The organism is Methylobacterium sp. CM6247, from assembly GCF_054817925.1.
The window spans coordinates 2563396-2589276 of record NZ_JBTXKX010000003.1 but is presented as its reverse complement, the minus strand read 5'-3'; the positions used below and the strand labels follow the sequence as shown (position 1 = coordinate 2589276).

27 protein-coding genes and 4 pseudogenes are annotated in these 25881 nt (G+C 59.7%); 18 read left to right on the top strand and 13 right to left on the bottom strand.

What is annotated here, in order from left to right; all coding sequences use genetic code 11:
• Window positions 1-75: 75 nt before the first annotated feature.
• Window positions 76-1725 (bottom strand): annotated as a pseudogene (locus ACYQOP_RS13010) (ISL3 family transposase).
• Window positions 1726-1882: 157 nt separating this feature from the next.
• On the opposite strand from ACYQOP_RS13010, the pseudogene ACYQOP_RS13005 reads away from it, so the two are divergent.
• Both ACYQOP_RS13005 and ACYQOP_RS13000 read left to right on the top strand, forming a co-directional pair.
• Window positions 1883-3005 (top strand): annotated as a pseudogene (locus ACYQOP_RS13005) (IS3 family transposase).
• A gap of 546 nt (window positions 3006-3551) precedes the next feature.
• A complete protein-coding gene (locus ACYQOP_RS13000; protein ID WP_461222631.1) occupies window positions 3552-4313 on the top strand; it encodes a hypothetical protein in 762 nt (253 codons plus the stop codon).
• A gap of 2 nt (window positions 4314-4315) precedes the next feature.
• On the opposite strand, the gene ACYQOP_RS12995 is transcribed toward ACYQOP_RS13000, so the two are convergent.
• From ACYQOP_RS12995 to ACYQOP_RS12985, 3 genes and pseudogenes are all read right to left on the bottom strand, one after another.
• A complete protein-coding gene (locus ACYQOP_RS12995; protein WP_461222629.1) occupies window positions 4316-5521 on the bottom strand; it encodes a glycosyltransferase family 4 protein in 1206 nt (401 codons plus the stop codon).
• Between the two features lie 166 nt (window positions 5522-5687).
• Window positions 5688-7100: a hypothetical protein gene (locus ACYQOP_RS12990; protein ID WP_461222628.1), complete on the bottom strand. Its 1413-nt coding sequence runs from the start codon at window positions 7098-7100 to the stop codon at window positions 5688-5690.
• 124 nt (window positions 7101-7224) lie between these two features.
• Window positions 7225-7679 (bottom strand): annotated as a pseudogene (locus tag ACYQOP_RS12985) (transposase); the annotation flags it as partial.
• Between the two features lie 64 nt (window positions 7680-7743).
• Between ACYQOP_RS12985 and ACYQOP_RS12980 the strand changes: the two are divergent.
• On the top strand, window positions 7744-8769 hold the full coding sequence (locus tag ACYQOP_RS12980) for an IS110 family RNA-guided transposase (RefSeq protein ID WP_461222627.1): 1026 nt from the start codon (window positions 7744-7746) through the stop codon (window positions 8767-8769).
• Window positions 8770-9029: 260 nt separating this feature from the next.
• Here ACYQOP_RS12980 and ACYQOP_RS12975 read toward each other — a convergent pair.
• Window positions 9030-9568, bottom strand: a pseudogene (locus ACYQOP_RS12975) (helix-turn-helix domain-containing protein); the annotation flags it as partial.
• Window positions 9569-9642: 74 nt separating this feature from the next.
• On the opposite strand from ACYQOP_RS12975, the gene ACYQOP_RS12970 reads away from it, so the two are divergent.
• On the top strand, window positions 9643-9867 hold the full coding sequence (locus tag ACYQOP_RS12970) for a hypothetical protein (protein ID WP_461222626.1): 225 nt from the start codon (window positions 9643-9645) through the stop codon (window positions 9865-9867).
• Window positions 9868-9880: 13 nt separating this feature from the next.
• Here the strand turns inward: ACYQOP_RS12970 and ACYQOP_RS12965 are convergent, their stop codons facing one another.
• The gene (locus ACYQOP_RS12965; protein ID WP_461222625.1) at window positions 9881-10045 is read right to left on the bottom strand and encodes a hypothetical protein; all 165 of its coding nucleotides are present in this window, start codon (window positions 10043-10045) and stop codon (window positions 9881-9883) included.
• A gap of 404 nt (window positions 10046-10449) precedes the next feature.
• Between ACYQOP_RS12965 and ACYQOP_RS12960 the strand changes: the two genes are divergently transcribed.
• From ACYQOP_RS12960 to ACYQOP_RS12950, 3 genes are all read left to right on the top strand, one after another.
• Window positions 10450-10620: a hypothetical protein gene (locus ACYQOP_RS12960; protein ID WP_461222624.1), complete on the top strand. Its 171-nt coding sequence runs from the start codon at window positions 10450-10452 to the stop codon at window positions 10618-10620.
• Window positions 10621-10779: 159 nt separating this feature from the next.
• A complete protein-coding gene (locus ACYQOP_RS12955) occupies window positions 10780-10953 on the top strand; it encodes a hypothetical protein (RefSeq protein WP_461222623.1) in 174 nt (57 codons plus the stop codon).
• Window positions 10950-11072, top strand: a complete 123-nt coding sequence (locus ACYQOP_RS12950) for a hypothetical protein (protein WP_461222622.1) — start codon at window positions 10950-10952, stop codon at window positions 11070-11072. The genes ACYQOP_RS12955 and ACYQOP_RS12950 overlap by 4 nt, the downstream gene beginning before the upstream one ends.
• An 852-nt stretch (window positions 11073-11924) precedes the next feature.
• On the opposite strand, the gene ACYQOP_RS12945 is transcribed toward ACYQOP_RS12950, so the two are convergent.
• Both ACYQOP_RS12945 and ACYQOP_RS12940 read right to left on the bottom strand, forming a co-directional pair.
• Complete coding sequence (locus ACYQOP_RS12945) at window positions 11925-12257, bottom strand: hypothetical protein (RefSeq protein WP_461222621.1); 333 nt, start codon at window positions 12255-12257, stop codon at window positions 11925-11927.
• Entirely contained in the window at window positions 12254-12592 is a 339-nt protein-coding gene (locus ACYQOP_RS12940) for a hypothetical protein (RefSeq protein WP_461222620.1), read from the bottom strand. Before ACYQOP_RS12940 ends, ACYQOP_RS12945 begins: the two co-directional genes overlap by 4 nt.
• A gap of 458 nt (window positions 12593-13050) precedes the next feature.
• Here ACYQOP_RS12940 and ACYQOP_RS12935 point away from each other — a divergent pair, with 458 nt between their 5' ends.
• Window positions 13051-13212 (top strand): hypothetical protein, encoded by a 162-nt coding sequence (locus tag ACYQOP_RS12935; protein WP_461222618.1) that lies wholly within the window; start codon window positions 13051-13053, stop codon window positions 13210-13212.
• Window positions 13213-13535: 323 nt separating this feature from the next.
• Here the strand turns inward: ACYQOP_RS12935 and ACYQOP_RS12930 are convergent.
• The 3 genes from ACYQOP_RS12930 to ACYQOP_RS12920 form a co-directional block, all read right to left on the bottom strand.
• A protein-coding gene (locus ACYQOP_RS12930; RefSeq protein WP_461222617.1) for an IS5 family transposase occupies window positions 13536-14305 on the bottom strand; the annotation gives its coding sequence in 2 pieces (ribosomal slippage) (window positions 13536-13990 and window positions 13990-14305; 771 coding nt in all).
• A 1157-nt stretch (window positions 14306-15462) separates the two neighbouring features.
• Window positions 15463-15993, bottom strand: coding sequence for a Ros/MucR family transcriptional regulator (locus ACYQOP_RS12925; RefSeq protein WP_461222616.1), 531 nt, complete (start codon window positions 15991-15993; stop codon window positions 15463-15465).
• Window positions 15994-16262: 269 nt separating this feature from the next.
• Window positions 16263-16553, bottom strand: a complete 291-nt coding sequence (locus ACYQOP_RS12920; protein ID WP_461222615.1) for a hypothetical protein — start codon at window positions 16551-16553, stop codon at window positions 16263-16265.
• Between ACYQOP_RS12920 and ACYQOP_RS12915 the strand changes: the two genes are divergently transcribed.
• On the top strand, window positions 16546-16719 hold the full coding sequence (locus ACYQOP_RS12915; RefSeq protein WP_461222614.1) for a hypothetical protein: 174 nt from the start codon (window positions 16546-16548) through the stop codon (window positions 16717-16719). The genes ACYQOP_RS12920 and ACYQOP_RS12915 overlap by 8 nt on opposite strands.
• Before the next feature lie 77 nt (window positions 16720-16796).
• A protein-coding gene (locus tag ACYQOP_RS12910) for an IS5 family transposase (protein WP_461222613.1) occupies window positions 16797-17557 on the top strand; the annotation gives its coding sequence in 2 pieces (ribosomal slippage) (window positions 16797-17136 and window positions 17136-17557; 762 coding nt in all).
• Window positions 17558-17763: 206 nt separating this feature from the next.
• Here the strand turns inward: ACYQOP_RS12910 and ACYQOP_RS12905 are convergent.
• On the bottom strand, window positions 17764-18264 hold the full coding sequence (locus tag ACYQOP_RS12905) for a hypothetical protein (RefSeq protein WP_207412345.1): 501 nt from the start codon (window positions 18262-18264) through the stop codon (window positions 17764-17766).
• Window positions 18265-19091: 827 nt separating this feature from the next.
• Here ACYQOP_RS12905 and ACYQOP_RS12900 point away from each other — a divergent pair.
• From ACYQOP_RS12900 to ACYQOP_RS12890, 3 genes are read left to right on the top strand one after another with little or no spacing between them, the layout of a single operon-like run.
• Window positions 19092-19466 (top strand): hypothetical protein, encoded by a 375-nt coding sequence (locus ACYQOP_RS12900; protein WP_461222612.1) that lies wholly within the window; start codon window positions 19092-19094, stop codon window positions 19464-19466.
• Window positions 19463-20236 carry a hypothetical protein gene (locus tag ACYQOP_RS12895; RefSeq protein ID WP_461222611.1) on the top strand — a complete coding sequence of 258 codons (774 nt, stop codon included), beginning with the start codon at window positions 19463-19465 and terminating at the stop codon, window positions 20234-20236. Before ACYQOP_RS12900 ends, ACYQOP_RS12895 begins: the two co-directional genes overlap by 4 nt.
• 1 nt (window position 20237) lies before the next feature.
• Window positions 20238-20462, top strand: coding sequence for a hypothetical protein (locus ACYQOP_RS12890; RefSeq protein ID WP_461222610.1), 225 nt, complete (start codon window positions 20238-20240; stop codon window positions 20460-20462).
• Between the two features lie 78 nt (window positions 20463-20540).
• Here ACYQOP_RS12890 and ACYQOP_RS12885 read toward each other — a convergent pair whose 3' ends face one another.
• Complete coding sequence (locus tag ACYQOP_RS12885) at window positions 20541-21704, bottom strand: tyrosine-type recombinase/integrase (protein ID WP_461222609.1); 1164 nt, start codon at window positions 21702-21704, stop codon at window positions 20541-20543.
• Window positions 21705-22461: 757 nt separating this feature from the next.
• Here ACYQOP_RS12885 and ACYQOP_RS12880 point away from each other — a divergent pair.
• From ACYQOP_RS12880 to ACYQOP_RS12860, 5 genes are read left to right on the top strand one after another with little or no spacing between them, the layout of a single operon-like run.
• Window positions 22462-23106, top strand: coding sequence for a DUF262 domain-containing protein (locus ACYQOP_RS12880; RefSeq protein WP_461222608.1), 645 nt, complete (start codon window positions 22462-22464; stop codon window positions 23104-23106).
• Window positions 23107-23133: 27 nt separating this feature from the next.
• Complete coding sequence (locus ACYQOP_RS12875) at window positions 23134-23574, top strand: hypothetical protein (protein ID WP_461222607.1); 441 nt, start codon at window positions 23134-23136, stop codon at window positions 23572-23574.
• On the top strand, window positions 23571-24278 hold the full coding sequence (locus ACYQOP_RS12870) for an MAE_28990/MAE_18760 family HEPN-like nuclease (RefSeq protein ID WP_461222606.1): 708 nt from the start codon (window positions 23571-23573) through the stop codon (window positions 24276-24278). Before ACYQOP_RS12875 ends, ACYQOP_RS12870 begins: the two co-directional genes overlap by 4 nt.
• Window positions 24275-25351 carry a DNA cytosine methyltransferase gene (locus ACYQOP_RS12865; protein WP_461222605.1) on the top strand — a complete coding sequence of 359 codons (1077 nt, stop codon included), beginning with the start codon at window positions 24275-24277 and terminating at the stop codon, window positions 25349-25351. The genes ACYQOP_RS12870 and ACYQOP_RS12865 overlap by 4 nt, the downstream gene beginning before the upstream one ends.
• A 21-nt stretch (window positions 25352-25372) precedes the next feature.
• The gene (locus ACYQOP_RS12860; RefSeq protein WP_461222604.1) at window positions 25373-25807 is read left to right on the top strand and encodes a very short patch repair endonuclease; all 435 of its coding nucleotides are present in this window, start codon (window positions 25373-25375) and stop codon (window positions 25805-25807) included.
• The last annotated feature ends 74 nt before the right edge of the window (window positions 25808-25881 follow it).

Here is a 25881-nt window from a genome sequence, read left to right as displayed (position 1 = left end):
AGCGCTGACTGAACGGCAGATCTAGCCTGACCTGACCCTGACCCAGCAAAGTGGCTCTTCGCCAAGTTCGGTGGATTAGGGTGCGAGGAGGAACCGTCGTCGTAGGAGATCGAGATTGGCGCGGCCGTACATGGCGCGCTTCAAGAGCTTGAGACGCGTGATCTGTCCTTCGGCTTGCCCATTACTCCATGGCAGTGTCAGCGCGGACCGAACGGCATCTCCATCCTGACCGAGGCTAGCAGCGAAGCTCTCAACGATGCGGACACCGCAGGTTTGCGCTTCGCCCAGCCATTGATCGAACGCCGTGACATCTGATTTTCCTGACGGCTGCTGGCCACAGCGGCTCCGGACGATCCGGCAGAACCGGCGGCCGAGATCGACGACCTTAGCCGCCTCGGTATCCTGCAGGACGCGCGAGACGACCGCGGCTGCCTCGGGGCCGAGGTCTTCGGGCTCCCGTAGGAGATACCAGGACAGCTGCTTGGACGAGGCCAGGGGTGATGTGGTCGAGGTCGCAACACGGATGTCAGCCGGTGCTGGCGACGACTGGATCGACGTTTTGGCCGAGCCCGCGCGCCGCTCGGACAACCAGCGACGCACCTGCTTCGAGGTGCCGGCAAAGCCGATACCCTGAAGTTCGCGCCAGAGCTGCGCAGCGTTCTCGCAGCCCTCATCGAAGCGGCCATGCAGATGCCCGAGATAAGGATCGAGCATGCTCGGCTTCGGCTCGCGCATGCCGTTCCGGGGGAAGCTCGCGGCGAAGGCGTACTTGCGTACCGTGGCTCGGGCCAAGCCGGTCTCGCGATTGATGCGCCGAAGCGAGTCTCCTTCCGCATGGCGGCAACGCACGTCGTCATAGGCCGCTTCCCATCGACCGCGGGCCGCGGCCCGCGCGAGCATCTCGGACGGTGCGCGCGGGTAGGGCGTGACGCGCCGAATCGATGGCGATGACGGGGCCACGGCCGGCAACAGCTTCAGACGTGGATGGACGCGGGCGAGCCAGCGCTCAACCATCTGTCGGGTATTGAGCAGGAGATGCCACCGATCCGCGACCTGAACGGCATCGGGCGCACCCATGGCAGTCCCACGCGCATATTCGGTCGAGCGGTCCCGTGCCACGACCTGGATCTGTGGGGCGCGCCGGAGCCGGGCCGCCAGCGTCGAGGCCGAACGATCCGGCAGCAGATCGATGGGGCGGCGGCGTTCGAGGTCGACGAGAATGGTGCCATAGGTTCAGCCCTTGCGCAGGGCCCAGTCGTCGACACCGACGATGATCGGTTTGGATCCGGTCGGCCGCGGACATTTGCGGATACCCCGCAGCAGCGTCGTGGCACTGGTGGGCATCGCCAGGTGTGGCAGCAGTCGGGCGGTGGGTGTGGCACCGAGCGCCAGCGCGGTCCGAACCTGGGCATCGGCCAGCCTGCGGGTCCTCTGAGCGTAGCGGTCGAGAAGGCGAGGAAGTCGCTCGGCGAAGGTCCGACGCGCGCAAGCGGGATCGTGGCAGTAGAAACGTCGGATCGTCAGGTTCAGGCGCACCTCCTGACCGCTCGTTGGCAAGTCGGCAGGCCGCCGATGATAGCGACTATGCACAGACCGACTGACGGTACGACAACCTGGGCAACGGGCATGATCGCGCTTCGCTTGAGCGGAAATGCGAAGGGCAGTGCTCTCCTCACGCCTGACGTGGAGAAGGCGACAACCGGGGATGTGACAGAGTAGGGTCATGCCCTGATCTGAGAATCCCTGCCCGATTCAGCCAGGAGCTACCTCCCAGCATCCGCCCCAGCGACCCAATCCACCAAACTTGGCGAAGAGCCGCAAAGTGGTCCGCGCTGAGCGCAAGTTTTTCGGGCATCCTGAACCCTGAAGGAGGGAGGATGCCATGCCTCGCAAACGCTTCACGAACGAACAGATCGCCTTTGCCCTGCGGCAGGCGGAGAATGGTGCGACGGTGGACGAGGTCTGCCGGAAGATGGGTGTATCCGAGCCGACGTTTTACCGTTGGAAGAAGCAGTTCGTCGGTATGGGCGTGCCTGAGATCCGGCGGTTGAAGCAGTTGGAGGACGAGAACGGCAAGCTCAAGCGGTTGGTCGCAGACCTGACGCTGGACCGCTCGATGCTGCAGGACGTGCTCAAGCGACCCGAAGGGCAGCGTCAGCAAAAGTGGTGAGGCCCGCCGTTCGCCGTGAGGTCGCCGGTCACCTGCAGGTGGCCTACGACATCAGCGAGCGTCGGGCCTGTCTGGCCACCGGCTTCGGCCGTTCATCCCAGCGCTATACCAAGCGCTCTGATCCGCAGGTCGCGCTGCGGATGCGACTGAAGGAGCTGGCTGCCGCACGGGTCCGCTACGGCTACCGGCGGCTTCACATCCTGTTGCAACGGGAGGGCTGGAAGGTGAACCACAAGCGCACTTACCGGATCTACCGCGACGAGGGACTGTCAATCAGGTCCAAGCTGCCCAAGCGCAAGCGGGCCTGGCGCTACCGCCAGGGGCGACCAGCGATCGGTGGGCCCAACGAGGTCTGGGCGATGGACTTCGTATCCGACCGCATCTTCGACGGGCGTCCGTTCCGGATCCTGACGGTCGTCGATTGCCACACGCGAGAGGCGCTCTCACTCACGCCGAGAGCCAACTTCCGCGCCTTCCAGGTGACCGAGGCGCTTGATGCCTTGGTCCGGCTGAGGGGGCGGCCCAAGAGCCTGCGGGTCGACAATGGGCCGGAGTTCGCCGGCCGCATGCTCGACCAGTGGGCCTACCTGAACGGGGTCGAGATCGACTTCTCCCGACCGGCAAGCCGACCGACAACGCTTACATCGAGTCGTTCAACGGCCGTCTACGAGCGGAATGCCTGAACGCCTCGTGGTTCCTGTCGCTGGCCGATGCCCGTGAGCGCATCGAGGACTGGAGGTGCCACTACAACGACGATCGACCCCATATGGCTCTGGGCGGCTTGACGCCCCGAGCCTTCGCCAACCAAGCTGTCACAGCCCGAGAACTTGCATAGGCCGTGGACCACAAACGGGGTCAACTCCAGGCCTACCGCGCACTAACTTTACCCTTGGACCACCGCGTGGGGGCCGATCACTCTCCACGGGCAACGTCGAGACCAACGTTGCGGGCGGCTCCATCAAGGCCGCAATCGAACTGACGCTTGGTACGCGAGCGGCCACCAACGTCGAAGGCTCTGTGGCCTTCGTCACCGGCTATGCCGTCACCACCTTCCCCGGCCTGACGATCCCCGCCAACACGCGGTTCTGGGTCGACTACCAGATGAGCAGCCAAGACGGCATTCCGTTCGCAGGTTACGGCGCCTACCATCTCTACAGCACGGGAGGCTGGCAGTTCGGCACGGGCACGCTCAGTGTCGACTTCACTGTCAGCGGCACGCCGCCGAACAGCTCCGGGGCGCGCCAGCAGGGCTATGGCCCGATCCTGATCCTGGCGCAGACCTCTGAGCCGTCTGTGCTGGTGGCTGGCACCAGCATCGTGCAGGGCATCGCCGATGCCCTCACGGACGCCACCGCCGACATGGGCGTCGCGATGCGCCTCATTGGGCGTCGCTCGCCTACTCAACCTTTGCCGTCGCCTCCTCGACCCTCACCGCTTTCCATTCGGCATCGAAGACCTATCGAGACCAGATCACGTCCGGCACCATCTCGGGCATCGCGACCGGCGTGCATATCACTCCCACCTCTGGGGGAACGATACGATCAACGACCTCAACGCGGGTGGCCTGACGCCAGCGCAGGCCGCCGCCGCCCTCGCGACTCAGGCCGCGGCCTACCCGAACCACATCTTCATCGTGCCCACTGTCACGCCGAACACGTCCTCGACCGACAGCTTCGCAACCACGACGAACCAGACCGTCTCATCGGGCGGCGTGAAGGTTCTTGCCTACAACGATCTGGTGCGCGCTGGTATTGCTGGCGTGAAGCTGGTCGCGGACATCTCGGACTTCGTTGACCCCTACCGCACCGGCAAGTGGCCGGTCACGCGCAACCCGGCTGACACGGCGGCTACGACGGCAGCATTTACGGGCTCTACCTCCGGGAACACGCTGACGGTATCCGCCGTCGCCAGCGGGACCATCGTTCGCGGCGCCAATCTGTTCGGTTCCGGCGTCAACGTCGGTGCGACGATCATGGCGACGGGCGGAACCGGCACCTACACACTCAGTGTGTCACAGACCGTTGCGAGCGGCGCGTTGACAACCGGCGGGCTGGGCACCTGGGACGGGCTGCATCCTAGCATCGTCGCGAACGAGTTGATCCGCGATCGTGGCGCTGCGCTGCTTCCAATGATCCGTAGGTAAAACTATGCATCAGCATCACTAACATTGAATAAGCCTCGGGCTGAAAGACTCATTTGCTCTAAGCGGGCGCGACTCGCCGGAGAATTTTCAATCCAATCATCAATGAGATTTCCCCATTTCAAGGGAATCTGGAGACGATTCCACGCCGGTAGGCTTTGTTCCGACAATCGTTTATAGAGATCTTCATCATTAATAAGCCGTTTGATTGCTGAAGCCAGATTTTCTGCATTACCAGCGGACACAATAATTCCAGTCTTATCATTCTCGATATTCCCAATAAACATAGGGTGGTCGGAAACGATCAGCGGCGTTCGAGAGCAAAGGGCTTCGTAGATTGTCAACGGCAATCCTTCCGAGTATTCGTGAAGACTCGGGACAACAACAATATCAGCATCATGCATCATTGGAAGGATCTGAGCATTCGCTACAGTCCCAACTTGGCGTACAGAATCTTGAAGTCCGGCACTTGAGATCAGATGCGCTAACCGCCCGTCATCTAGTTTTCCAACTAAATCGAGCTGAACGAGGTGGCCGTCCGCGACAAGATTACGCACGGCTTCAATTAGACAATCTACGCCCTTTTCACGAATCATCAGCCCAACATACATAATTTTGCAGGGCGCCTTAGCTCTGATTTTCGACGGTCGCTCACTCGGGGTGTCAAAAGCTGGGTAGTCCCAGGCTAAAACCTTCCGAGCTGGCACACCGAGTTTCACGAGCTGTTCCGCCGAACGGATGCCGTGATTGGCCACCCAATCAATATTAGGCAATCTAGTAAAAATCGCTAAAATAAATGCCGAAATCCGATTCTTAATCGACCTTGAATCAAATGAGTCGGCGAGAAGAAGCAATGTTCTACGCCGATGAAGTGCCGCCCAAATCAAAACTTCTCTAAGCGGCGTTCTCAAAACAATAATATCTGGATCGGCTTCAGCTAAAAGTCGCACAATTTTACTACCTTCAACACGATCTTTGAATCCTGCGCCAACTGCTATCGCGCCACTTGGAAGTAAAGATTCGTAAGGAGATGATGTTAGGCCTGTAATAGTCGTGACAGATTTCAATCTACCTGCAAGTTTTTCAACAAATTCGACAGTATACCTCTGGCCGCGGTAAGTCTCAGCCCCTCCAGCATTAAGGCGCTGACTGGCCTCGAGGAAGTCTCCAGCATATTGCACGATTGCTAACCGGGTCTCGCGTCGCTTCATTGGCTTGCACTGCCCTGCCCTAAGTTTCTCGTACCGAGGCATGTCACGCACGTCGGTAAGGTCCGATTATGTCTCCGCACTCCAAATCTAACAAGGCGTGGACATCATTCAGCAAATGCATGTTCGGATTAGCGATTTCAATCAAGCGTTGTACGTCGAGGGCGATCTAAGTTACACGGCCGTGTAGATTATTTCGCGCCAACGAGGTGACCCTTAATTCCTGGGCAAGCCAAATGCCTAATATGGCACTAAAATAAAATACGCCACCAGGCGCGAATAATACAGGCGCAATAGATCCGTATAGCACCATCATACAACCAGTCTGGAAAAAGCATGTTGAAAATCTTTCCTGCATTATATGAATTTCACTGCAAGAAATTGCCGCAGCGATAATATAAAACAAGAGACCAATAAGGCCAAGATCACAAAATACGCCCACCGCTCCAAGGTCGCCAGATGCAAAGAAGGAGAGTCCGGTGACCTGAGCGCCGAGTCCGGGAGCGCCGGGAATACCTAGTCCAAAAACAAAATTTGACGGCAAAATATCTTGCAAAACTTGATATTCTAGCGCACGCCCAAAACCAGATGTATCTTGACTGGCAAATGCATAAAATGGATTCCAAGAATGATCAGCCATGCCGTACAGCAGGCCAACAGACACGATAGCGAAACCGCCAAAGCTTGTGAGCGCGATTATACGACGCGGCAATTTAACAATGTTCATCACTGCTACAATTGTGAGACACAAGAGATACACTCTTGAAAGCGTAAAATAGTTTGCGGCTACGCAAAGCATCATTATCGCAAGATTTTTTATAGTGAAATTTTTCTGCAAAGCACCCATGGAATAATAAAAGGCGAAAGCAAGGGCACCAGCATATGCGAACAGACGGTCCCCGCGCTCAGCGTCATTTAGCAGCAACGCAGTAAACAAGGCGCCTGGAAGCAAACCGGCACTGTACAATATTCCAATAACTGCATATACAAGTGTATATATTAAAGCATATGCCAATATAACTTTTGCTATAAGCGTCGCCATTCCGTCACGGCTCATAACAAAGATCGGCAAAAACGATAGGAATACAATATATTGGGCAGAGAAATTCCAATCAATCTGCGTACTAAAGTTGTTACTGAAGACAACCATCTGCCCGATTACGAGGCTAACCGCTCCAACGGCTATCATAACAGGCAAAACGTGGCCGCGTATAACTGCGATTGCAAAATATATAAGGGATAACAATAATATTGTTGATAGCAATATGCGTTGGGCAAAATCAGGAAGCAGACTTTGATAAAGTCTTGAGCTAAAAAGCACATCGGCAATTACGAGGCAGTGAATCGCAATTCTATGAAAATCAATCATCTTTGTTAACCGGATGTGATAGGCGTCACAATTTTCGTGCGACATCGGAAATGCGTCATACGGCGATCGGGTGGAAACGGCAAAATTGACAAAAATTTTTGCCACATAACGCGGTGATTGACGACCCCTTGTTAGTCCGCCGCCGGATAGACAGCCGTTATGTACAATTTCGGCACGAAGTTTTAGATCCGCACCACCAAGGAGTGGGGTCATTGTGAAGCGCTTCGCCCTCTGGACCCTATCGCTTATCATCATTGCCTTCGCTGCCCGCGCAGCCGGCCCCGGCGGTGAGAACGCCATCGACCTCTCGGCTTACCCGACCTAGAGCGAGTTCCGCTCATGTAGCGACGGCTACGTCGTGGTCGTATCCGGCGGCGGCGAGATAGTTTCGGCACTCTTGGGGTGTGAAGCGAGCGAAGGCCTTCCGGATCTCGTTGCGGAGATCTGGGATGGTGCGTGGAGCGGCGGCGCGCAGGAGGGCCTTCAGCTTGGCGAAGGCCTGCTCGATCGGGTTGAAGTCGCTACGCGGTCCTTCGGTTCAGGGCTGTAGGCCGGCAGGTAGCGGATCCGTGCGCCGGCCGCCTCGATGGCCTCGCGGATACCGGCCACCTTGTGGACGTTCAGGTTGTCGAGGATGACGGTGTCGCCCTGTTTCAGCTCTGGGACCAGGGTGTCGGTCACGTAGGCGCGGAAGCGTGCCCCGTTCGTCGCCCCATCGAACAGGGCGACGGCTGTGGGACCGCTGGTGCGCAGGGCGGCGGTGACGATGGTGGTCTTGTAGTGATGGGGTGGACGCCCCCCGACGGCATCGACGTGCCAGATTGGTGGTGTTGTGAACCACCCGAGGGAGGCGTCCGTGACAGAGGTTAGCATCATCGGCCTGGATCTGGCCAAGAACGTCTTCCAGGCGCACGGCGCGAACGCTGCCGGTGCGCCGATCTTCCGCAAGAAGCTGCGGCGGGAGCAGGTGCTGGCCTTCTTTGCTGCTCAACCGCCCTGCCTCGTGGCAATGGAGGCCTGCCCCGGTGCGCATCACTGGGGCCGCGAGATCGACAAGCTCGGTCACACGGTCAAGCTGATCGCGCCTGCCTACGTGAAGCCCTTCGTCAAGCGCCAGAAGAACGACGCGGCCGATGCCGAGGCGATCTGCGAGGCCGCGCAGCGTCCGACCATGCGCTTCGTTGCCGTGAAGAGCGAAGCCAAGCAGGCCTCCGCGGTGATCTTCCGGACCCGCGACGTGCTGGTCGGCCAGCGCACCCAGCTCATCAACGCGATCCGCGGCCATCTTGCCGAGTACGGCCTGATCGCGCCGCAGGGGCCCGCCCATATCGAGCGGTTGATCGCGCAGATCGAGGATCCCGCTTCGGACATTCCTCCAGCCGCCCGCGCCAGCCTTGCCGTGCTCGTCTGTGTGTTCCGCCATCTGCAGGAGCAGACCGCAGCCCTCGATGCCGAGATCGCCACGCGCGCGAAGGCCGACGATACGGCTCGGCGGCTTATGAGCGTGCCGGGCATCGGCCCGCTGATCGCCACTGCCATCGAGGCCCTGGCCCCGCCCGTTGAGACGTTTCGTTCGGGCCGCGACTTCGCCGCCTGGGTCGGGCTGACACCGGTGCAACGCTCGACCGGCGGCAAAGAGCGCCTCGGCCGCACCTCGCGCATGGGCGAGCGGACGCTGAGACGCCTGCTCATCATCGCGGCCAGCGCGGTGGTGCGCTGGGCCAAGCGCAAGGGCGTGCCGGCCGATTCGTGGCTTGGCCAAATGCTCGCGCGCAAGCCGCCGATGCTGGTCATCGTAGCTGGGGCGAACAAGAACGCGCGCATCGCATGGGCCCTTCTGACGAAGGGTGGGATTTACCGAGCTCCGGCCGTCACCGCGTAGGCGGGACGGACGCGAGGCTGTCGGAGGGCGTGAGGAGGTCGACGGATAGGTATGGCGCAACGTCGGTGAGACGGAGTTGGGAGAACCAGACGCATGGGGAGCGCTTCGAGCGCGCTGTAGTGATGTGGTCCCGACTCTCGCACTCCCATACGGGCCCGCGGCATGTGACCCGCCGCATCAGAGGCCGGACACATGGCAGCACCCGATCACGCACCGCGCCCGTCCAGAGATTGTGCTTGCACCCGAAGGGGCGTCCACACATGCCCGTGCGGTACGACCATCCGGCAGCGCGCACCGCGTGGAGCCCGACCGTAGCGGCGGGCCATCTTCGTGTTGGCGGCCGTCTCGTCGAGGAAGACCAACCGGTCCGGATCGAGATCGGGCTGCCCCTCGAACCAGATCTGCCAGGCCGCTCTCACATCCGGCCGTTCTTGCTCAGCTGCGTGAACCGCCCTTTTTTACGGGTGATCCAATGCCGCCGGAAGAAGCGCCACAAGCCGCTGGTGCTGGTCTGCACGCCGTGCCCAGACAGGGCATCGCGCAACTCACGCAGAAAGATCTCCGGCCGCGCCTCGTAGAGGCCCAGGATCAGGGCGGCGTGCGCTTCAATGCGGTGAGAGGCATGGTCGCCACCCAACGGCTTGGCTGCAACCTGGCCTTCGTGCTGGAAACGCTCCGACCAACGGCTGGCACTCGACACGCTGCCCCCAAACCGAGCGGCGGCCTGATGGCAGGACGCACCCCCGGCCACAGCGGCCACGACATGGTCACGCAGATCCATGGATAACGGTGACGGCATCGGCACATTCTTTGCCCGTCAACGCTCCAGCCCCAAACCCGTCGCAATGCGCTCGGAAACCGCTCTAGTCCAAGATGCAGTCGACGCTGTCGGCGATGCAGGCCGCCATCCCTCAGCCGGACACGGCCGTTCCCCCTACGGAGACAATCGGCGGCGCTCCCGGCTCGGCCAACACCTTCCGCCGGGGCGATGCCAGGGCGCCCCGGATCACGCGCAGCAAGACCTTGACTCTCGCGGCCGATGGCACCGCCACCTTCGACTGGACGGCCCAGGGACGCTCGCCACGCCCGTCCAAGTAGCCACGACGGCCGTCTACACCGGCACGAGCGTCCCGAAATGCTGGGCCACCGCGACCACCGCAACCTCCGTTTCGATCAAATGCGTGGTTGAGAACAACAAGCTTCTCAATCTCGCGGCGATCACAGCCGGCATCAACCTGAACGGAGGCTCGGCGGCTGGAATGTCAGTCGGCGTCATCGTGCTCCCGCCTTCATAGAGAGTGAGACCCGATAAGCGTCACCGTCATCACCCCACCCGAGCCGCTAATCTCGTTGGAGGATGCCAAGCGGCAGACCTATTACGAGGGCGACGACAGGGACCAGAAATCAGCGCCTGGGTTGAGGCTGCCCAGGCCACAATCGACGGCCCTGCCGGCTGGCTAGGGCGGTCAATCGGCCTGCAGACGCTTGAGGTCACTGCCGATCGTTTCGATTTCGGCATTCGCCTTCCGTACCCGCCGATCGTTGAGGTCGTCTCTGTGAAGTACGATGACCCGAGCGGTGTTGAGCGGACGCTTGCTTCAACAGCCTAACACTTAAATCGAACCGGCACGCTTCAATGCGTCCAGAATGCTTCCTGGCCTACCGCGAGCGGCCAAGGGGATGCGATCCGCGTCCAATTGCCGGGCCGGCTATAAATCGCCGCCAGTGCCGCTCCTGCAGGCCATGCGCGTGATGGTGAATCTCTTGGCTCAGTATCAATTCGAGCCCGTCAACCTCCAGACCCACGCTACGGTCTTCAGTCTCGTCAATCCCTATCGGATTTGGGCCTGATGGCGGCGCTCGTCATAGATCCCGGCTTGATGCGAGAGCGGATTAGTCTCCATTCACGAGCAGTGATTTCCGACTAGTAGTTCAGGCGGCGGCGCTGGCGATCCCGATCTCACAGTCGTCATCTCGGCAGGCAACACCAATGCATGCCACGCCCATCTCGTGGAATTTGGGACCGCGCCGCATATCAACGGCGGCCTGTTCGCCGGCACTCAGAACCCTGGCGCCAAGGCGCAACCGTTCTTCTACCCCCTGTACCGCGCGTACAAAAAGCGGGTGAAGGCCCGGGTCTTCCGAGCGACCACCAAGGCCGCGAAAGCGATTGCATCCTCATGAGCGCCGAACTCGCACTCCAGGGCGCGATCGTCGCCAAGCTGAAGGCTGCCGCCCCGGTCAACACAGCCCTTTCCGGCCGTATTCTCGATCGGGTCAACCTCGGCCAGGCGCGCCCCTAATGGGGGGCGCGCCCCAAAGCGCCCCAGACAGGCATTATGGCCGGTGGCCGGTCTGAGGCGGCAAAGTAAATCGTCATCCCACCGCAGCCGAGCTGTGGCCGGATCGACAATACCCTGCATCAGGATTGGTTGGGCCTGACCGAACGGGATCCAGTAGCGCTCCCCCGTAAGGAGGCGTCGTGCCAGGTGGTCGGTGGTAGTACGCGACGCTTCCGCCCGAGGGCATCAAAAATCTGGAATGGCCTAAGGAGCGGTTCTAGGCCCCCGGTGATCCTGAAAATGAAACGAGGCGGATATCCCATCCGCTTTATAAGGGCTGAAAATCAATGTAGCGCAATGGCTTGGCTGGTAGGCTGATCCAGCTACCCACGACAGCACCCACGGTAACCGACCGAAGCCGTGCCCGATGCGGCTTAGCCGACGCGGATCAAGCGTGACCGCTACGCGTTAGCTGGCATGCATCGTTTCTTCGATTTCGTCGCTTTGCTCGGTCTCGTCGGCATGGTCTCGCATAGTCATCACGGTCAACCGCGACATGTGAAACCAGTCACGTTGCTCGGTCCGGTCACCCGCTGACAGATGGCTGTTGTTCCCATTCTGCCGTTAATGGGCCGCTAACTAGGAGGGGGCACCCTGACGGCTCTCTCAGGGACAAACCATGCAACGCGCCCTAGTCCGACTATGGACTGTCCTGAAAGCCACTCTGGCGATCAGTCTGCTTGCGGCCAGTTCCCTGTACTCGGCTAGCGTCGCTGACCGGCAGGGCCTCAACCCATTCGCCGCTGCCCTGACCGAACCGACGACGACGGGGGCGATTAGGCCCAAGCTCGCCCCGTAGCGGCGAGCCGCGGCCTACCTGGACGGAAGCCGACAGGACGGCGGCGTATCGATCGCACATGACGGAAGCGCCTCGCGGTAGATCCTGACCAGCGGCGGCTCCTCACCATTCTCTATCGCGTAAAGACGTTCCTCCTCAACGTAGGCCCAGCTCTTCTCGTCTGAGTGCTCTGCTTCGAGGAACACGCCGGATCGACAGCCCCAGCCGTGAGCCCGTGCCACCTGCGCCTGCTCGTAGCTCACCGAGTAGTACCCGAAGTCATGAGCCTCCCGATCGCGGCATAGGATCTTGCCGTCGTCGGTGACGATGTCGCCTGGCTTGGCACTGGCCGGAATGTCGATGGTCATTGGGTCGCTCCAGGAGCGGGATGAGGGACCGTTTCGATCGCGGCCTTGATCAGATCACGGAGAAGGTCCGGTGCCAACTCCGGATCGTCCTGCGGGATCTCTGCCTCTTTGGAGGCCAACGTTAGGCGCGTCACGAGCTCAGCGACGCGGGCTTCGATGTTTCCAGAAAAGGAGAGATCGCTCGGGACATTCTCGCTGATCCAATCGCGCACGAAATTCGATGGGTTCTCGGCCATGGCGTCCTCTGCATCCGAGAGCAAACCGATCTCACCTGACGAAAGTTCATGCAGCCAACGATCCGGCCAGCCTTGCCGATGCCGGTCCAACCGGACCACGCTCTGTAAAGCCTTCCGCGGATAAGGGTCCCTCAACCGGAGGGTATGACGACCATTCCTCGAGCAACCACCCAACCATTGAGAAAGGTGCCTACGGCGCGGGGTAAGTGCCGATCGCTTCAATACCCCGCCGGCCCCGTGATCAGATCGGGGTGGCGGGCCTGCCTCACCTCCCATTACTGCAAATTGCCTGATGAGGAATGCGACCTCGCCTGTTGAGGGCAGCGGTCATGCGTAGTCTGCCTGGTGGTTAAGAAAAAGCTGCGACCCTACGGTGTCGCCGTTCGCACCGCTTGGGGGCACCGATGCAGCACAACGATCTGTTGCCTGACGAATTCTCGCCAAGGGCTATTCGGGCCTACTTGGTGAGCATTGAGGCAGCAGGGTTGGGTCTAACGATTTTCGGCGCCGTGTCCCTCTTCGGGATGCTTTTCGACTGAGCCTGCGCGGAATTCGCGATGATGCACTTCGATAACGGGCATTTGCCGGAGCCGGACGAGCACTTTGCTAACGGATATGCGCAGGACGCGATCCTGGCAGGCTTCGTCGTCCTAGAGGCCGTTTGGCTAGGGCTGACGCAGTTTTGCGCCGTGCATCTCGGCCGCGCGCTGATGTCTTGAGCCTACGCGGCGACTGACCGGCTCGAGAAGGGGGCAACTTGGGCAAGGTCGCGCAGAACGGAATTCGTGCTTCACATTTTAATTCGTCAGCCATATGAGCGTGAAATTATAATTCCAGGAACCAGCGGGATAGATGTGGAAGATTTAGTCGCCAAGTTCACGCCTTACCTACCTTCTGGCGCATGGCTTCATGTACTTATAATTGTGTGCATATTTATAGCTTTCGTTGCCATCAAAAGGTATGTAGCGCGGATGATTGGGCGAATGTTTGAGGAATAAGTATGGAAGTACTTCTGCCGGACTTCAGGTCCGACTAGGGCGTGTCATCGCTTGACCCAATCGAGGGCGGCTGCGAGGAAGAGGACGCCTATGAAGCTGACGGCGGTCTTCTCGTAGCGGGTGGCGATGGCGCGCCACTCTTTGAGCCTGGCCCAGAGGCGCTCGACCTGATTGCGGTTGTTGTAGATCCAATCCGGGCAGGCCACGGGCGCTTCGTGGCGCTGAGGCGGGATCGCAGGCCGAGCGCCCATACCCGAGATGTGCTCGCGAAAGACGTGGCTGGTGTAGCCGCGGTCCCCCACGACCCATTTGGGCACCCCCGGCAGTTGGTCGAGCAGGGGAACAGCGTGAGGTAGTTCATGGGCCTGACCGGGCGCCAGCCGGAAGGCGATGGCGCGGCCCCGCCCGTCGGCGATCACGCAAGCCTTGGTACCATAGCCGCCACGCGAGCGGCCAAGAGCTTCACGAGCGTCTCGCTCGGCCGCAGATCCCCCTTTTTGGCGGCTCCCGCCGCCTTTTGGTGCGCCCGCACGTTCGTGCCGTCGAGGAACACCATGCCGAGTTGGACGCCGCGTTCCTGTACGAGGTGAAGAAGCCGCTCCCAGACGCCGGCACGCGACCAGCGGATGAATATCTGGGCGGCCCGCCACCAGGGTCCCAATTCCTCGGGAATGGCCCGCCACTTGGCCCCGTTCTGATGCCGCCAAAGGATGCCCGAGAGCGTGCGCTGCAGATCCTGCGGAGGCGTTTTGGCCTTGGGCCGGCAGGCTTCAACCAGAGGCTCCAAATCAGCCCATTGCGCGTCGCTCAGCATCGTCCCTCCTCCATCAGAGAGACGAAAACGCAAGCCCAGCCAATCTGTTCAGGCGACGACAGGCCCTAGGGCACATGTCGTCAGCGGCGGCGCGAGAGGTAGGCCAAAATGGCTCGCCTGAGCCGCGCCCACGGCGACGGGTTGTCGGGATAGCGAACCGGCGGAAGGGGCTGGCTCGCCTTGCGAGGCGCGGGCGGCCAAATTGTGCGGTGATCGTCGTTCATCAGGCTTCCGACACGCCGAAGCTTGCCCTTGTGATGGTGGTGGGGAGCTTCGATGCCGCCGGAACCGGCATGTCGGCGGGCCAACGGAAGGCGACGATCTTTGAGCGCTTGAACGCAGTCACCGAGACTTGATCGGATTTGTTGCCGCCGAGCAGGAAGACCGATCCTTGTTGGCGCCGACGACGAAGCCGGTATGGCCCTGCCAGGACGAACCCGCGCGCTTCTTCATGGCAATGCAGCCCAGGGCCGGCTCTTTGAGGCCCACGCCCCAGCCCTCGAATGACCGGGCCGCGAGGCTCCGCGAACCACGATGGCCGGCTCGCTCCGGCGTCACAATCGGCGCCCGCCGGGCCGAGGTCATACCCACGCGCCAAGAGAGCGCGTTGAATTTCAGCGACGGTCATTGCAGTTCTCCAGTTACCAAGAAATTCTGGGCACAATCCGCGAGGGGCGGACCGGTAAGGGAGCGGCGGAGCGGATGACAGGGGAAGCGTTGGCCGCGCTCGTTCCAGGCCTGATGGCCGGACTACTGGCCGCAATGGCCGCGATGTATGGACCCGGCTTTGGGATCTGAACGCGGCGACCGGCTGGCTCGGGAGGGGCGGAAAGTCAGTGCGCCCTAGACGCAGGTAAAAGACAAAGGCTGGAAGCTGCTTTTAAATCACGGGGTCACTTGGCTGGTTCTCCGACAACGGCCAAGCGATAGCGGGTCGGAAATTTGATGTCCCTCCAGTTCTCGACCCGCTTTTTCTCCTCCCCGCAGGCTTAAAGGTCCGGCCAGGGGGCGTGTTGCTACGTCATCGCCTAGTTGCTACTGCCGCCGCGTCGCCTCGGGTGCTCGCCTTACAACAAGCAAGCGGGGCGACAGCGGGTCGGGCGTTCGCGCCGGGCGTCCGGCCCGTTCTTTTGTTCAGAGCTGCTGACAGCCTTGGGTCACGCCATAGCGGCAGCTTTTGGCGGCCGACCGGCCGTCCTGCGCTTCTCAGGAGCCGAAGCGGTCTCTTCAACGACGGGCTTTTCTGGAGCGGCTACAGCCTTCGACGCACCATTTCGCTGCTGCCCAAGGCCTAGCGACCGGGCAAGCTCGGAGCGCTGGGCCGAGTAGCTCGCGGAGGTCATTGGGTAGTCGGCAGGCAGGCCATGTTTCGCACGGTATGCTTCAGGGCTAAGCCCGCGGAGCGTCAGATGCCTGCGCAGCGTCTTGTAGGGCTTGCCATCCTCGAAACTGATGAGGTGGTCTGGCGTGATCGACTTCTTGATCTGAGCTGGCGTCGCCTTCTCGATCCTATCTGCCGCCGATACATCAGATCCACCGTTGGTAAGGCCACGGATCGCGGCGTGCACACTGCTCAGCAGTTCGGGCAGCGCGCTGACCGGAACCGAGTTGTTGGAGACGTAGGCGGCTACGAGGTCAGCGGTGAGCCCGATGTATCCGGTCTGCAAATCCTGTGTCTGATCGGTCATATTTTTGTCCTCTAAGGGCTAGTGAGTTCCCTATAGGACAATGTTAGAAACGTTTTCAATAGACTTGTCATCGAACGGCAAAACTGATTGTTGATATAAATGCTCTTCTGAGCGAGCCGGACCGATCCGGGCTGTGAAGCGATAGGCTACAGATGACGGACGAAGGCCCGCCCTGGCGAGAGATCACGACTGATGACTATGCGCCCCGTACCTTCGCAAATTTGCAGGCATTGGAAGCTTGGAATGCTTCTACTAAGACACTCAAACTCTTATTGCGCCGTCAGAGTTTGGGAGAATTCCGCCTTCGTCTTATCCTCCGGGAAAGCGTCGATCTGAGGTGGGGGCCGACCGCAGACCCGAACTGGCGATGGGATTACGCCCACGGTCCAGAACTCGCCCTCGACGTCGCTGAAATCTGGATCGAGCGAGCTGATGGCCGACGCATGCGTGTGGATCAGATGGAGACGCGGCCACAGCCTTGGTGAGGGCAATAATTCAACGATCTGGTGAAAATTGTTGTCGTGATTGCCGGGGCGGGATACGGCCTGCGTCATGTCCACGCTTGTAGCTCTCCTCGACCGTCTGAAGGCCCATCAGCACGTTCTGAACGTTGGGGCTGCGGATCACGACACTATGCCAGCCGATAGCGTGCTTAAGCGCATCGCCGAGCTTGAGAATGCGATTGCTGCTGTCGAGGCGATGATGGCGGAGGAAGACGGAAACTAGGGCGTGGTGACGATTTAAGGATTTGGGATTCCCAGCAGGGCTGAATTCGGATTCAACGCTGATTTTGGAGATCGGCGATGGATTGCGACGCGCTTCGGGACGACCAATGGGAGCGGATCAAGGATTTTGTGCCCGGCGGGACCAGTGGCAAGCGTGGTCCCCGCACGGACAATCGGCGGTTTCTCGATGCGCTTCTCTGGATGGCGCGTTCGGGCGGGCGCTGGCGCGACCTGCCTGAGCGCCTGGGCGATTATCGCTCGGTGAAGCGGCGTTACTATCGCTGGATCGAGATGGGGGTCCTCGACGCGATGCTGTCGGTGCTGGCGCGGGATGCCGACCTCGAATGGCTGATGATCGACTCGACCATCGTGCGGGCTCATCAGCATGCGGCCCGAGCCCGCAAGGAAAAAGGGGGGCGCATGCCCAGGGCCTGGGTCGGTCTCGAGGCGGACTGAGCACCAAGATCCACGCGGCAACGGAAGCGCTCGGCCTACCGGTCCGCCTGATTGGCTCTCCCGGACAGAACAACGACATCACAGTCGCCCATGACCTCGTCGAAGGCTTCGACGCCAAGGCGACCATTGCCGACAAAGGATACGACGCCGATCACCTTTGCAACGGTCTCGCCGAGACCGGAACGGAGATCGTCATTCCGCCCAAGCGAAACCGCAAGATCCAGCGCTCCTACGATGTCGAACTCTACAAAGAGCGCAACCGCATCGAACGCTTCTTCGCCAGACTCAAACAGTACCGACGCGTCGCCACACGATACGACAAACTTCTCGCCAACTTCATGGGCTTCGTCAAAATCGCTGCCATCGCCATATGGCTCAAATAGTTAAATCGTCACCACGACCTAGGTCCCGATACCAACGAACGAACCCGCGACAATGAGCATGGGAGGCTCGAACTTTCGAACCTCCGGATCATGGTCACCGACTTACTGCGTCCCAATCGGACAGTTCCTGAAGCTGGAACCGATGCACCGGATATGCTGATTGGCAGCTTCTGAGGAAAGCCATCCGTTCCTCACGCGAATAAAATTTAGGCCGTGAGGCGCTTTTCGTCTTTGGAAGAGAATTCCTCGGCGATCGTCATTGAGATCTTCGACAGCCACGCTTCTGCTGTGCGAGCCCGCTCTTCCGCTTCTCTAACGCGCGCATCGGCGGCTTTCAGCAACGCATCGGACCGGGTTTGAATATCCTTGGCATGGCTCTCGGCTGCTCTGATGCGCTCATGCGCGGCCGTCATATCCTCACGAACCCGGTCTAGAAGCTCACGAACGCGGATCTCCTGCTCCTGAGTTTCGGCTTCAGCCTCCCTTACCCGATGCGCAGCGTCCCTGACCCTATCAATCAGGTCCGACCAATCCTGTGGGGTGGCGTGATGATTAGGGGGGGAGTCAGTGGTTTGCCTGTCCGTCGAGCCAATGACCCGCAGAATACCGGCCAGTGAAGGCGCAGAAATCTGCTTCGTATCGGATGCCTGCCGCTCGACTTCGAAATCCCTGGTGAGATCACGCATGATCTTTTCGATCTGATCCACCGTATGATTCCTTACAATCAACCTAAGCACATCGTTTCGGCCTCTCGCATGCCGAGCCGGTAGCACTCCCTAATTTTTTATAACCGTCAAGCGCGATAAAATTGTCTAATTATACTTTGGAAGAACCAACTGCTCGGTGTTGCTCATATATCTCTCAGCATCAGATGCGCGACTTCCCCATCCTGCTGCTTGCGCAGATCACGTGTGCCGCTCAACCCAAGTAGCGTAGGTTGGACAGCCGGCCTTTCCCAAACGGCTCAGCAGGGCGCGGCCCGCGCCTGCCACCTGTCGCGGTCGCGCTCGGCTACGGCAAGCCGCCACTGTAGCCGTTCCACCTCGGCGTGAAGCTCGCCCGCATCCACTGCCAGCTCGACGCACTGCTCCTGAATCTCCGCGAGCTGGGCGCGAAGCTCGGCATTCTCGGTCGCTAGGGCGAGCAGAAGCAGGGAATCGGAAACATTGGGCCTCCTCGGCGCGGGGATCTGATGCCGAAGCTGCCCTTTGAGCCTACGAAAAGCGAACGAGCAACTGACGATATCGTCGCGATCGGATGGGTATCTGGACGGCAGCGATCTGGAGTGGACGCTTGTGGTCAGTGTAACGCGGGTATTTACAGGGCTGTTACTTAAGAAGTATTTGATATGAGCGTGCTTGGAATGGCCTTGTGCAAGTTTCAACGATTGCGGGGCCGGATGTCCTGAGGGCGATGCGATCCGTCCAATAACGAAAACCCTGGCTCCGCTGCCCCGCGCGCGTCGTGCGTCATGCGTCATGAAGCGGTCAAGCCAGGGATGATCGCACCTTCACCAATCCCACGAGGCCAATCCTTGATCCGGAAGCCCAAACCACCCCGCCAGCGCTCTGCCGTATCGAACGGCAAGCTGTTCCTCGGCCGTGTCGATGGCCGCATGGACGTTGCCCGGCGCTTCGCCAACATCATTGCGGACTTGGAAGCCGAGCGCGGCGGTACGGAAGCCCTCGGCGTGGTGGAGCGCCAGGCTGTGCGGGCCTTCGCCATGCTGAGCGTCCAGCGTGAGCTGATCGAGGCAGACATGGCCGCGGGCAATGCTGTGAACCCTGGAGCTTATGGCCAGCTTTGCGACCGGATGGACCGTCAGAGCCGCCGGATGGGGCAGCCGCTAAAGCTGGGACGCAAGAGCGTCCGTGACCAAATCATTGGCCAGGGAGAGCACCGGCCATGAAGCGTCTCATGACGATGCGCGAAGCATTGGAAAGCCCCCACATCTTCGGGACGATCCTTCCCGGAGAGAGCTGGGCAAACTGGCGTGTCATCCTCATCGCGTCTCAGGGTGAGCCCCTGACCGACGCCGAGCGCGTTGTGTTCAAGGAGCTGACCGGGCGCGAGCGCGAGCCTGACGAACCCTGTGATGAAGTCTGGGGCGTCGTCGGCCGGCTCGGCAGGAAGACCCGCGCCTTCGCGGTCGCTGCATCCTACTTTGCCGGGTGCGTGAACTACGATGGCGATTTCGCTCCCGGACAGCGCGCCCGCATTCCGGTGATGGCGACCGGCACCCGTACCGCGACGGAGGCGTCCAATTATCTCCTCGGCATCTTCACTGACGTTCCGTTCTTGGCCGAGTTGGTTATCTATGCCGAGCCCCCGACCCGCGACACCATCCGGTTGACCAACCGCATCGACATCACCGTGACGCCCGCGAGCTTCAAGACGGTGCGCGGTGCGACCTTGGCAGCGGTGGTCTGCAACGAGATCGCGTTCTGGCATATCGAGGATGCAGCCAACCCCGATAAGGAGATCCTTCGCGCCCTGCGCCCTGCGCCCTGGTCTCGCCACCCTCGGCGGCCCGTTGTTCGTCCTGTCCTCGCCCTATGCCAAGAAGGGCGAGGACAGGACGAACTACAAGACCAGCTTTGGTCCTGCCGGCGATCCCCACATTCTTGTCGTCCAGGCGCCGACACTCACCATGCACCGCGCACCGCGGTTGGAACGTGACGTGGCCCGCGCCTACGAGCGCGACCCGGAGTCGGCCAACAGCCTCGGCGACGGTAATAAAGCACTTCGTCTCGCCCGAGATGTTCGTTTCGTAGACCATGCTGGTGGAGAACGCGGGCTTGTATCGCCGAATATGAGCGCGGATGCCGGCGGCCTCGTTCCGCTGCAATTCGGTTGTGGCCGTTGCCATTGGGCCGCTGGTGTTGGCGAAGATGCCTTCAAGTAGCTCGATCACTCGCGCAAAACTGAGCAGACGCGCGCCGGCAACCAGCATCGCCGCGCCTACCGTTCGATCTGATGAAGCTCATGCGCCCTCTCGTATGATTTTATCGATCCATGGTTTCAGGACGGTCATGGGGCTGCCGTGCCCGTAGCCGGCTGCCACCGTCTTCTCTTCGTGGCCGAACAGCTCGTACTGGACCTCCACAGGGCATCCCTCCGCACGCATACGGTCCTTGGCCCTATGCCGAAGCGAGTGGAGCACCTTGCCTTCTCCATCAGCACCGGCCTTCCTAACGAGACGCTGGAGCACCCGGCCCAGGTTTTTTGAGTTCGATTTGAAAAGCTGCCCGGTGATCTTCTCCGGCAGAAGCGGCAGGACCGCATCGGGCAAGGGGAGCCGGCGTCTGGACTGAGCGTTCTTCGACCCGATCTCGACGTACCGGATGCCCTTCTCAATCTTCTCCGAGTTGATGTGGAACGCCTCACCGAGACGCATGCCGGTGGAAGCCAGTAGTAACCAGAGAAGGCGCGACTGCGGATCGAATCCCGGCAGGGCCAGCGCAACCTTTGCCATCTCCTCGTCATCGTACGGCACGCGGCGGCTAGCGTCGTGGATCTGAGGAGCGATTTTCGCAAACGGGTTGGACGTCAGAAGCCCCTCTCCGATCGCGTAGTTCACTGCGGCGCCGAGGTAATTCAGTTTCTTCACAATCGTCGCGGACTTGTCCCCACGTTCCTGGAGATGGGCCACGAGCTTGCGTCCGTCCTCGCGGGTGCAATCCTTCATGGCCTTGCCGTCGACCAACCGCCCGAACAGCGCCCAGGTGTCTCGGGCCTCCTTCGCGTAATATGCGTTCCGCTTCTTCAGGGCGAGGTAGGCTTCGAGGATGGGAAGATCCGCGTCGCCCCCCTGCGCCTTCGGAGGAGCTGCCTCCCTTCGATTCGCTTCGTCATGATCGAAACGCGGCGTGAGGTTGAGGCGGTAGTTGTCGACCTTCTCAGCCGGCTCACCTAGCCTCATCAGGTAGGCTGAAAGCCGTGTCGCCACGACCTCCGTTCCGTCCGGAAGCGTGCTCTCACCGATCGGATAAATTGTGTCGACGGACTCGACGAAGAAACGCTTCTTTCGACGATTCTGATGCTCCCAGAGATCGAGCCTGTATTGTGCGATTATGGGGACAGCGAGGATCTCAGCCTCCGCCCGGTCGAGGGTCCTTAGGCTCCTGCGCTCGACCTTCCGACCCATGTCCGCCGGGTATTGTAGCTTGATTCGCCACACTTGCGAATCGGGCTTCCGGTAAAGATAGTCCCCCTTCCGACCGACCATCTCGAACCCTTTTAGACACTGGCATTAGACACCCCTTTTAGGCACCCATTTAGGCACCGTCCAGCCCACTGATTTTTAAGGGGTTTTTAGCTCTAGAAGCGGTGTGGATTCCCCTCCCTCTTGCGGCACCAAATTCTTCAACAAAATCAACCATAGCCGCTTTCGAGGACTCGCCTCCGATGGCCGATGGGTGTGCTAGGGGCGCGCTGGGGGCGCAGAACGCCTGCTATACCGGTTACTGTTGGTTTGTGCCGCCGCTCCATTTTGGAAGCTGCCGCCACTCTACGATAACCGTGGGCCGTCCCCCGTAGAGCGCGCCATCCGTTCGGGGTAAAATTTTTTCCCGATATTATGGACGCTCGAACTCAGCCCAGCGCAAACGCCACAGTTTTTTGGCGAATCGATCGCGCGATACGCCTGGAGTTCGGAGGAATAGCGGAAGTCGGTTGAGTATCGACTCTGCTTCCGGCCAACATCGCGGAAGCGAACTGGGACCGCAGTGATAGCCCGTCGGCCTGTGGATTTGAGGAACGTTTATACCCCGCAAAATTCGAATCCTGTGGGTCTCTTTCCTTTTATGCATCTCAGTAACCCAAACCCTTTATGGTAGTTGCAATTCGTAGGAAGTGCGTGCGCGAGGCGGCACGGTTTGAGCCCGAACGGCTTTGTTGACACAATGGGCAGCTTGCAAATGGTGAAAAAGAAAGACGCAGGTCCGAGTGAACAGGATCGACAGCGCGCCGAAGAGACACTCTCGGCAACAGCTCGTTTGGTGAAATTCACTATAGCTGAGTATCCCGTTTCTTATTACGTACATCGCTTCTCTACCGACACCGAAGACCGTTATTTTGTTCCAGAATATCAGCGAAACTTAGCATGGAGTCCTGAGCAGCAATCGCAGTTTATTGAATCATTGCTGGTCGGGCTTCCTATTCCTTTCCTTTTTTTCTACCAAACTAATCAGGGAAAGATGGAGATCGTCGACGGATCGCAGCGTATGCGGGCCATGCGGTCGTTCCTCAAAGAGGGACTGCGACTGAGAGACCTCATCCTAGTTCCCGAGTTGAATGGGTTTCGGTTCACCGATCTTTCAGAGGACCGCCGCAACAAGTTCGAGGACGTCACCATCAGAACCATCGTGTTGAATACCGACACGGACGCGGCAACGCGCGCAGAGATGTTTGCTCGTATTAACAAAGCGGGGACTTCCGCCAACGAAGCAGAAATCAGGCGTGGCTCGTTGCCGGGGCCGGTTACCAATCTAATCAAAGATTTAGCCGAAGAGCCGGCGTTCATGAAGCTCACGCCGTTGTCTAAGTAAGCCATAGATCAGCGGGAACGAGAAGAGTTGGCGACAAGATTCTTTGCTTACGTCAATACCAACTCAACTCCCGAAGGGCGTTTTCCTGGATACCGGGACCGACCAAAGAAGTTTTTGTACGACTATCTTAAGTCAGCTAACGCTGCCGCCGAAGCTCAGCCTGCGACAATTGATGCTATGCGACAGGAATTTCTGTCGATGCTGACATTTGTGGCGCAGACGTTCCCTCAAGGGTTTCAGAAACGAGGCGCAAAAGGCGCGGTACCCCGCGTTCGCTTTGAAGCTATCTCGATCGGCTCGGCTCTCGCTCTACGGGAGGACCCGCAGCTTAGTGCGCAGCCGGCGGAGATTGAGGCCGAGATGATCCGTGTTGGCTTCGACAAAGCGGTCGTTTCAGACGGGGCGAACGTGAGGGGTAAGCTCGAAGGTCGGATCGATCTGGTCAAGAACATATTGGTCAATCAATGACAGTTGTCATGACAATCTTGCGCGAACGGGCCGAGCAATTCGAGACCCATTACTCGCTAGCGCTTTCAATAGAAGACCAAATTGTTGGAGGTGAGCAGCTATCGATTGGGAGTACTCAGCTTTCGGTTCGTCACCTACTGACCATGAAGTCAGGGTTGATGGTTCATCTTTACAATATCGTTGAATCTGTGATGAGCCAGATTAGGAAAATGCTGGGGACGGCTTTCGGCGCGGCCCCTCCCAGCTCTTGGTCGGCATCGGCTCGCAAAGAATGGCTACGCGCACATGGGGCGTTTGGGACCGAAGGACATATTAACGATCGGATGAAAACTGTTGACCGATTTTCTTTACTACTGATCGCGGGTACGCCTCCAAAGACAAAGCATATTGCGAAGCCCAAGGGAAATTGGCACGACGAATTGATCGGGGAATTCGCTAAATGGTTCGGAATAGACATACCGATGGAAGAGGATTTACATCGGAAGATGGCGAACCGACCTGAGTTAGGAGGAAAGAGTCCCTTAAAGTTCCTGGCTGACCGTCGGAATGACTTGGCACACGGCGATCGCAGCTTCGAAGACGCCGAGGATTTGACTCTTGTCCGGATTCGGGAGATCGCTGACGTAGCCTTTGAATTCTTGCAGCTCGTCGTGAACCGATTTCAGAACTACGTCGAGCAAAAGCTCTATCTAACGGTCCCATGATCGAGCCGCAAAGCGATATACGCGCGGTCGACCTCTTTTGCGGGGTCGGCGGGCTAACTCACGGACTCCGGCGCGGCGGCATTAACGTGCTGGCTGGCGTGGACCTAGATGGCTCTTGCCGCTTCGCCTATGAGCGTAATAACGCTCCATCGCGATTCATCGAGCGCGACGTGAATCGTCTCGAAGCCTCCGAGGTGATCGACATATTCGGTGATGCGCCGATTAAGTTGTTGGCTGGATGTGCGCCGTACCAACCTTTCTCCACATACAGTCGAAGTGATCGCAAGCGGAACGGCGGCGAAGCGGAAGACGGCGATTGGTCGCTCGTCGCGAGCTTCGGTCGCCTTGTCCGCGAGGTGAAACCCGATCTGGTCACTATGGAGAACGTACCGCAACTTCTGCTGCACGGCGTATTGAAGAACTTCCTAAACTCGCTTGACGGGTACCACGTCAGTTGGTCCGTGGTCGACTGCCACCGCATTGGCGTTCCGCAGACGCGCAAGCGGATGGTGCTCGTTGCATCACGCCTCAGCCCGCAAAGGCTGACCCTCCTTGATGCAGATATGCCTGTCCAGACGGTGCGATCTAAGATCGCTGACCTCCCGCGCCTTGAAGCCGGCCAATCGGACCCCCATGACCCCCTCCACGTCGCGTGCAAGCTGAGTGATCTCAACCTCCAACGTATACGAGCCTCTAAGCCTGGGGGCACTTGGCGTGACTGGCCGGAAGAACTGCGCGCGGCCTGCCATCGCAAAAGGACGGGCGACACCTATCCGAGCGTCTATGGCCGGATGGAGTGGGACAAGCCGGCACCTACGATGACAACCCAGTGCTTCGGCTTCGGAAACGGTCGTTTTGGCCATCCAGAACAGGATCGCGCCATCACATTGCGTGAGGCAGCGATCCTGCAAACTTTTCCACCAGACTATGCCTTTCTTGACGAAGGGGAGCCGCTTTCTTTCTCCCGGCTCGGCCGGCTGATTGGTAACGCGGTGCCAGTCAGGCTAGGCGAGATCATCGCAGATGTGTTCCGAAGCCATGTGGACAACGCCTTCGATCGGGTCGCTCATTAACGTCATAGATCGAGCGGCCCGGTGACGAAACCGTTGCTCATCAATCCGCCGACACCCGCCCGCACCGCCCTGATGAAGAAGGTGAGGCAGCGCGACACTAAGCCGGAGATCGTCGTTCGCCGCGTTGCACATGCGCTCGGCTTTCGCTTCCGCTTACATCGCCGCGACCTGCCCGGTAGTCCCGACCTCGTTTTACCACGGCACAAGGTCGCTGTGTTCGTTCATGGTTGTTTCTGGCATCGCCATCCAGGCTGCCGATCCGCTTCGACGCCTAAGGCGAATGCCGAATTTTGGAGTGACAAGTTTGATAGAAATGTAGAACGGGACGCCAGAAAAGAGCGTGAGCTTCGGGCTCTGGGTTGGCGGGTGCTCATCATTTGGGAGTGCGATACGCGAGACGCTGCACGGGTGGCAGAGCGCCTTTCGGAGTTCATTTGCAACGCCCATGGCTCGTAGACCCGAGGCGGTTCTTAAGTATCAGCGGAAGGTTTTTGAATATTTTGCAAAGCAAGGCTAGCTCGATAGCAATG

What these genes read in the sequence shown, in the direction of transcription:
- ACYQOP_RS12995 (WP_461222629.1), bottom strand. Translation starts at nt 5,521, where the DNA reads ATGAAGCGACGCGAGACCCGGTTAGCAATCGTGCAATATGCTGGAGAC.
- ACYQOP_RS12990 (WP_461222628.1), bottom strand. Translation starts at nt 7,100, where the DNA reads ATGACCCCACTCCTTGGTGGTGCGGATCTAAAACTTCGTGCCGAAATT.
- ACYQOP_RS12970 (WP_461222626.1), top strand. Translation starts at nt 9,643, where the DNA reads ATGCAGTCGACGCTGTCGGCGATGCAGGCCGCCATCCCTCAGCCGGAC.
- ACYQOP_RS12965 (WP_461222625.1), bottom strand. Translation starts at nt 10,045, where the DNA reads ATGACGCCGACTGACATTCCAGCCGCCGAGCCTCCGTTCAGGTTGATG.
- ACYQOP_RS12960 (WP_461222624.1), top strand. Translation starts at nt 10,450, where the DNA reads ATGCGATCCGCGTCCAATTGCCGGGCCGGCTATAAATCGCCGCCAGTG.
- ACYQOP_RS12950 (WP_461222622.1), top strand. Translation starts at nt 10,950, where the DNA reads ATGAGCGCCGAACTCGCACTCCAGGGCGCGATCGTCGCCAAGCTGAAG.
- ACYQOP_RS12945 (WP_461222621.1), bottom strand. Translation starts at nt 12,257, where the DNA reads ATGACCATCGACATTCCGGCCAGTGCCAAGCCAGGCGACATCGTCACC.
- ACYQOP_RS12935 (WP_461222618.1), top strand. Translation starts at nt 13,051, where the DNA reads ATGATGCACTTCGATAACGGGCATTTGCCGGAGCCGGACGAGCACTTT.
- ACYQOP_RS12925 (WP_461222616.1), bottom strand. Translation starts at nt 15,993, where the DNA reads ATGACCGATCAGACACAGGATTTGCAGACCGGATACATCGGGCTCACC.
- ACYQOP_RS12915 (WP_461222614.1), top strand. Translation starts at nt 16,546, where the DNA reads ATGTCCACGCTTGTAGCTCTCCTCGACCGTCTGAAGGCCCATCAGCAC.
- ACYQOP_RS12895 (WP_461222611.1), top strand. Translation starts at nt 19,463, where the DNA reads ATGAAGCGTCTCATGACGATGCGCGAAGCATTGGAAAGCCCCCACATC.
- ACYQOP_RS12885 (WP_461222609.1), bottom strand. Translation starts at nt 21,704, where the DNA reads ATGGGTCGGAAGGTCGAGCGCAGGAGCCTAAGGACCCTCGACCGGGCG.
- ACYQOP_RS12880 (WP_461222608.1), top strand. Translation starts at nt 22,462, where the DNA reads ATGGGCAGCTTGCAAATGGTGAAAAAGAAAGACGCAGGTCCGAGTGAA.
- ACYQOP_RS12870 (WP_461222606.1), top strand. Translation starts at nt 23,571, where the DNA reads ATGACAGTTGTCATGACAATCTTGCGCGAACGGGCCGAGCAATTCGAG.
- ACYQOP_RS12865 (WP_461222605.1), top strand. Translation starts at nt 24,275, where the DNA reads ATGATCGAGCCGCAAAGCGATATACGCGCGGTCGACCTCTTTTGCGGG.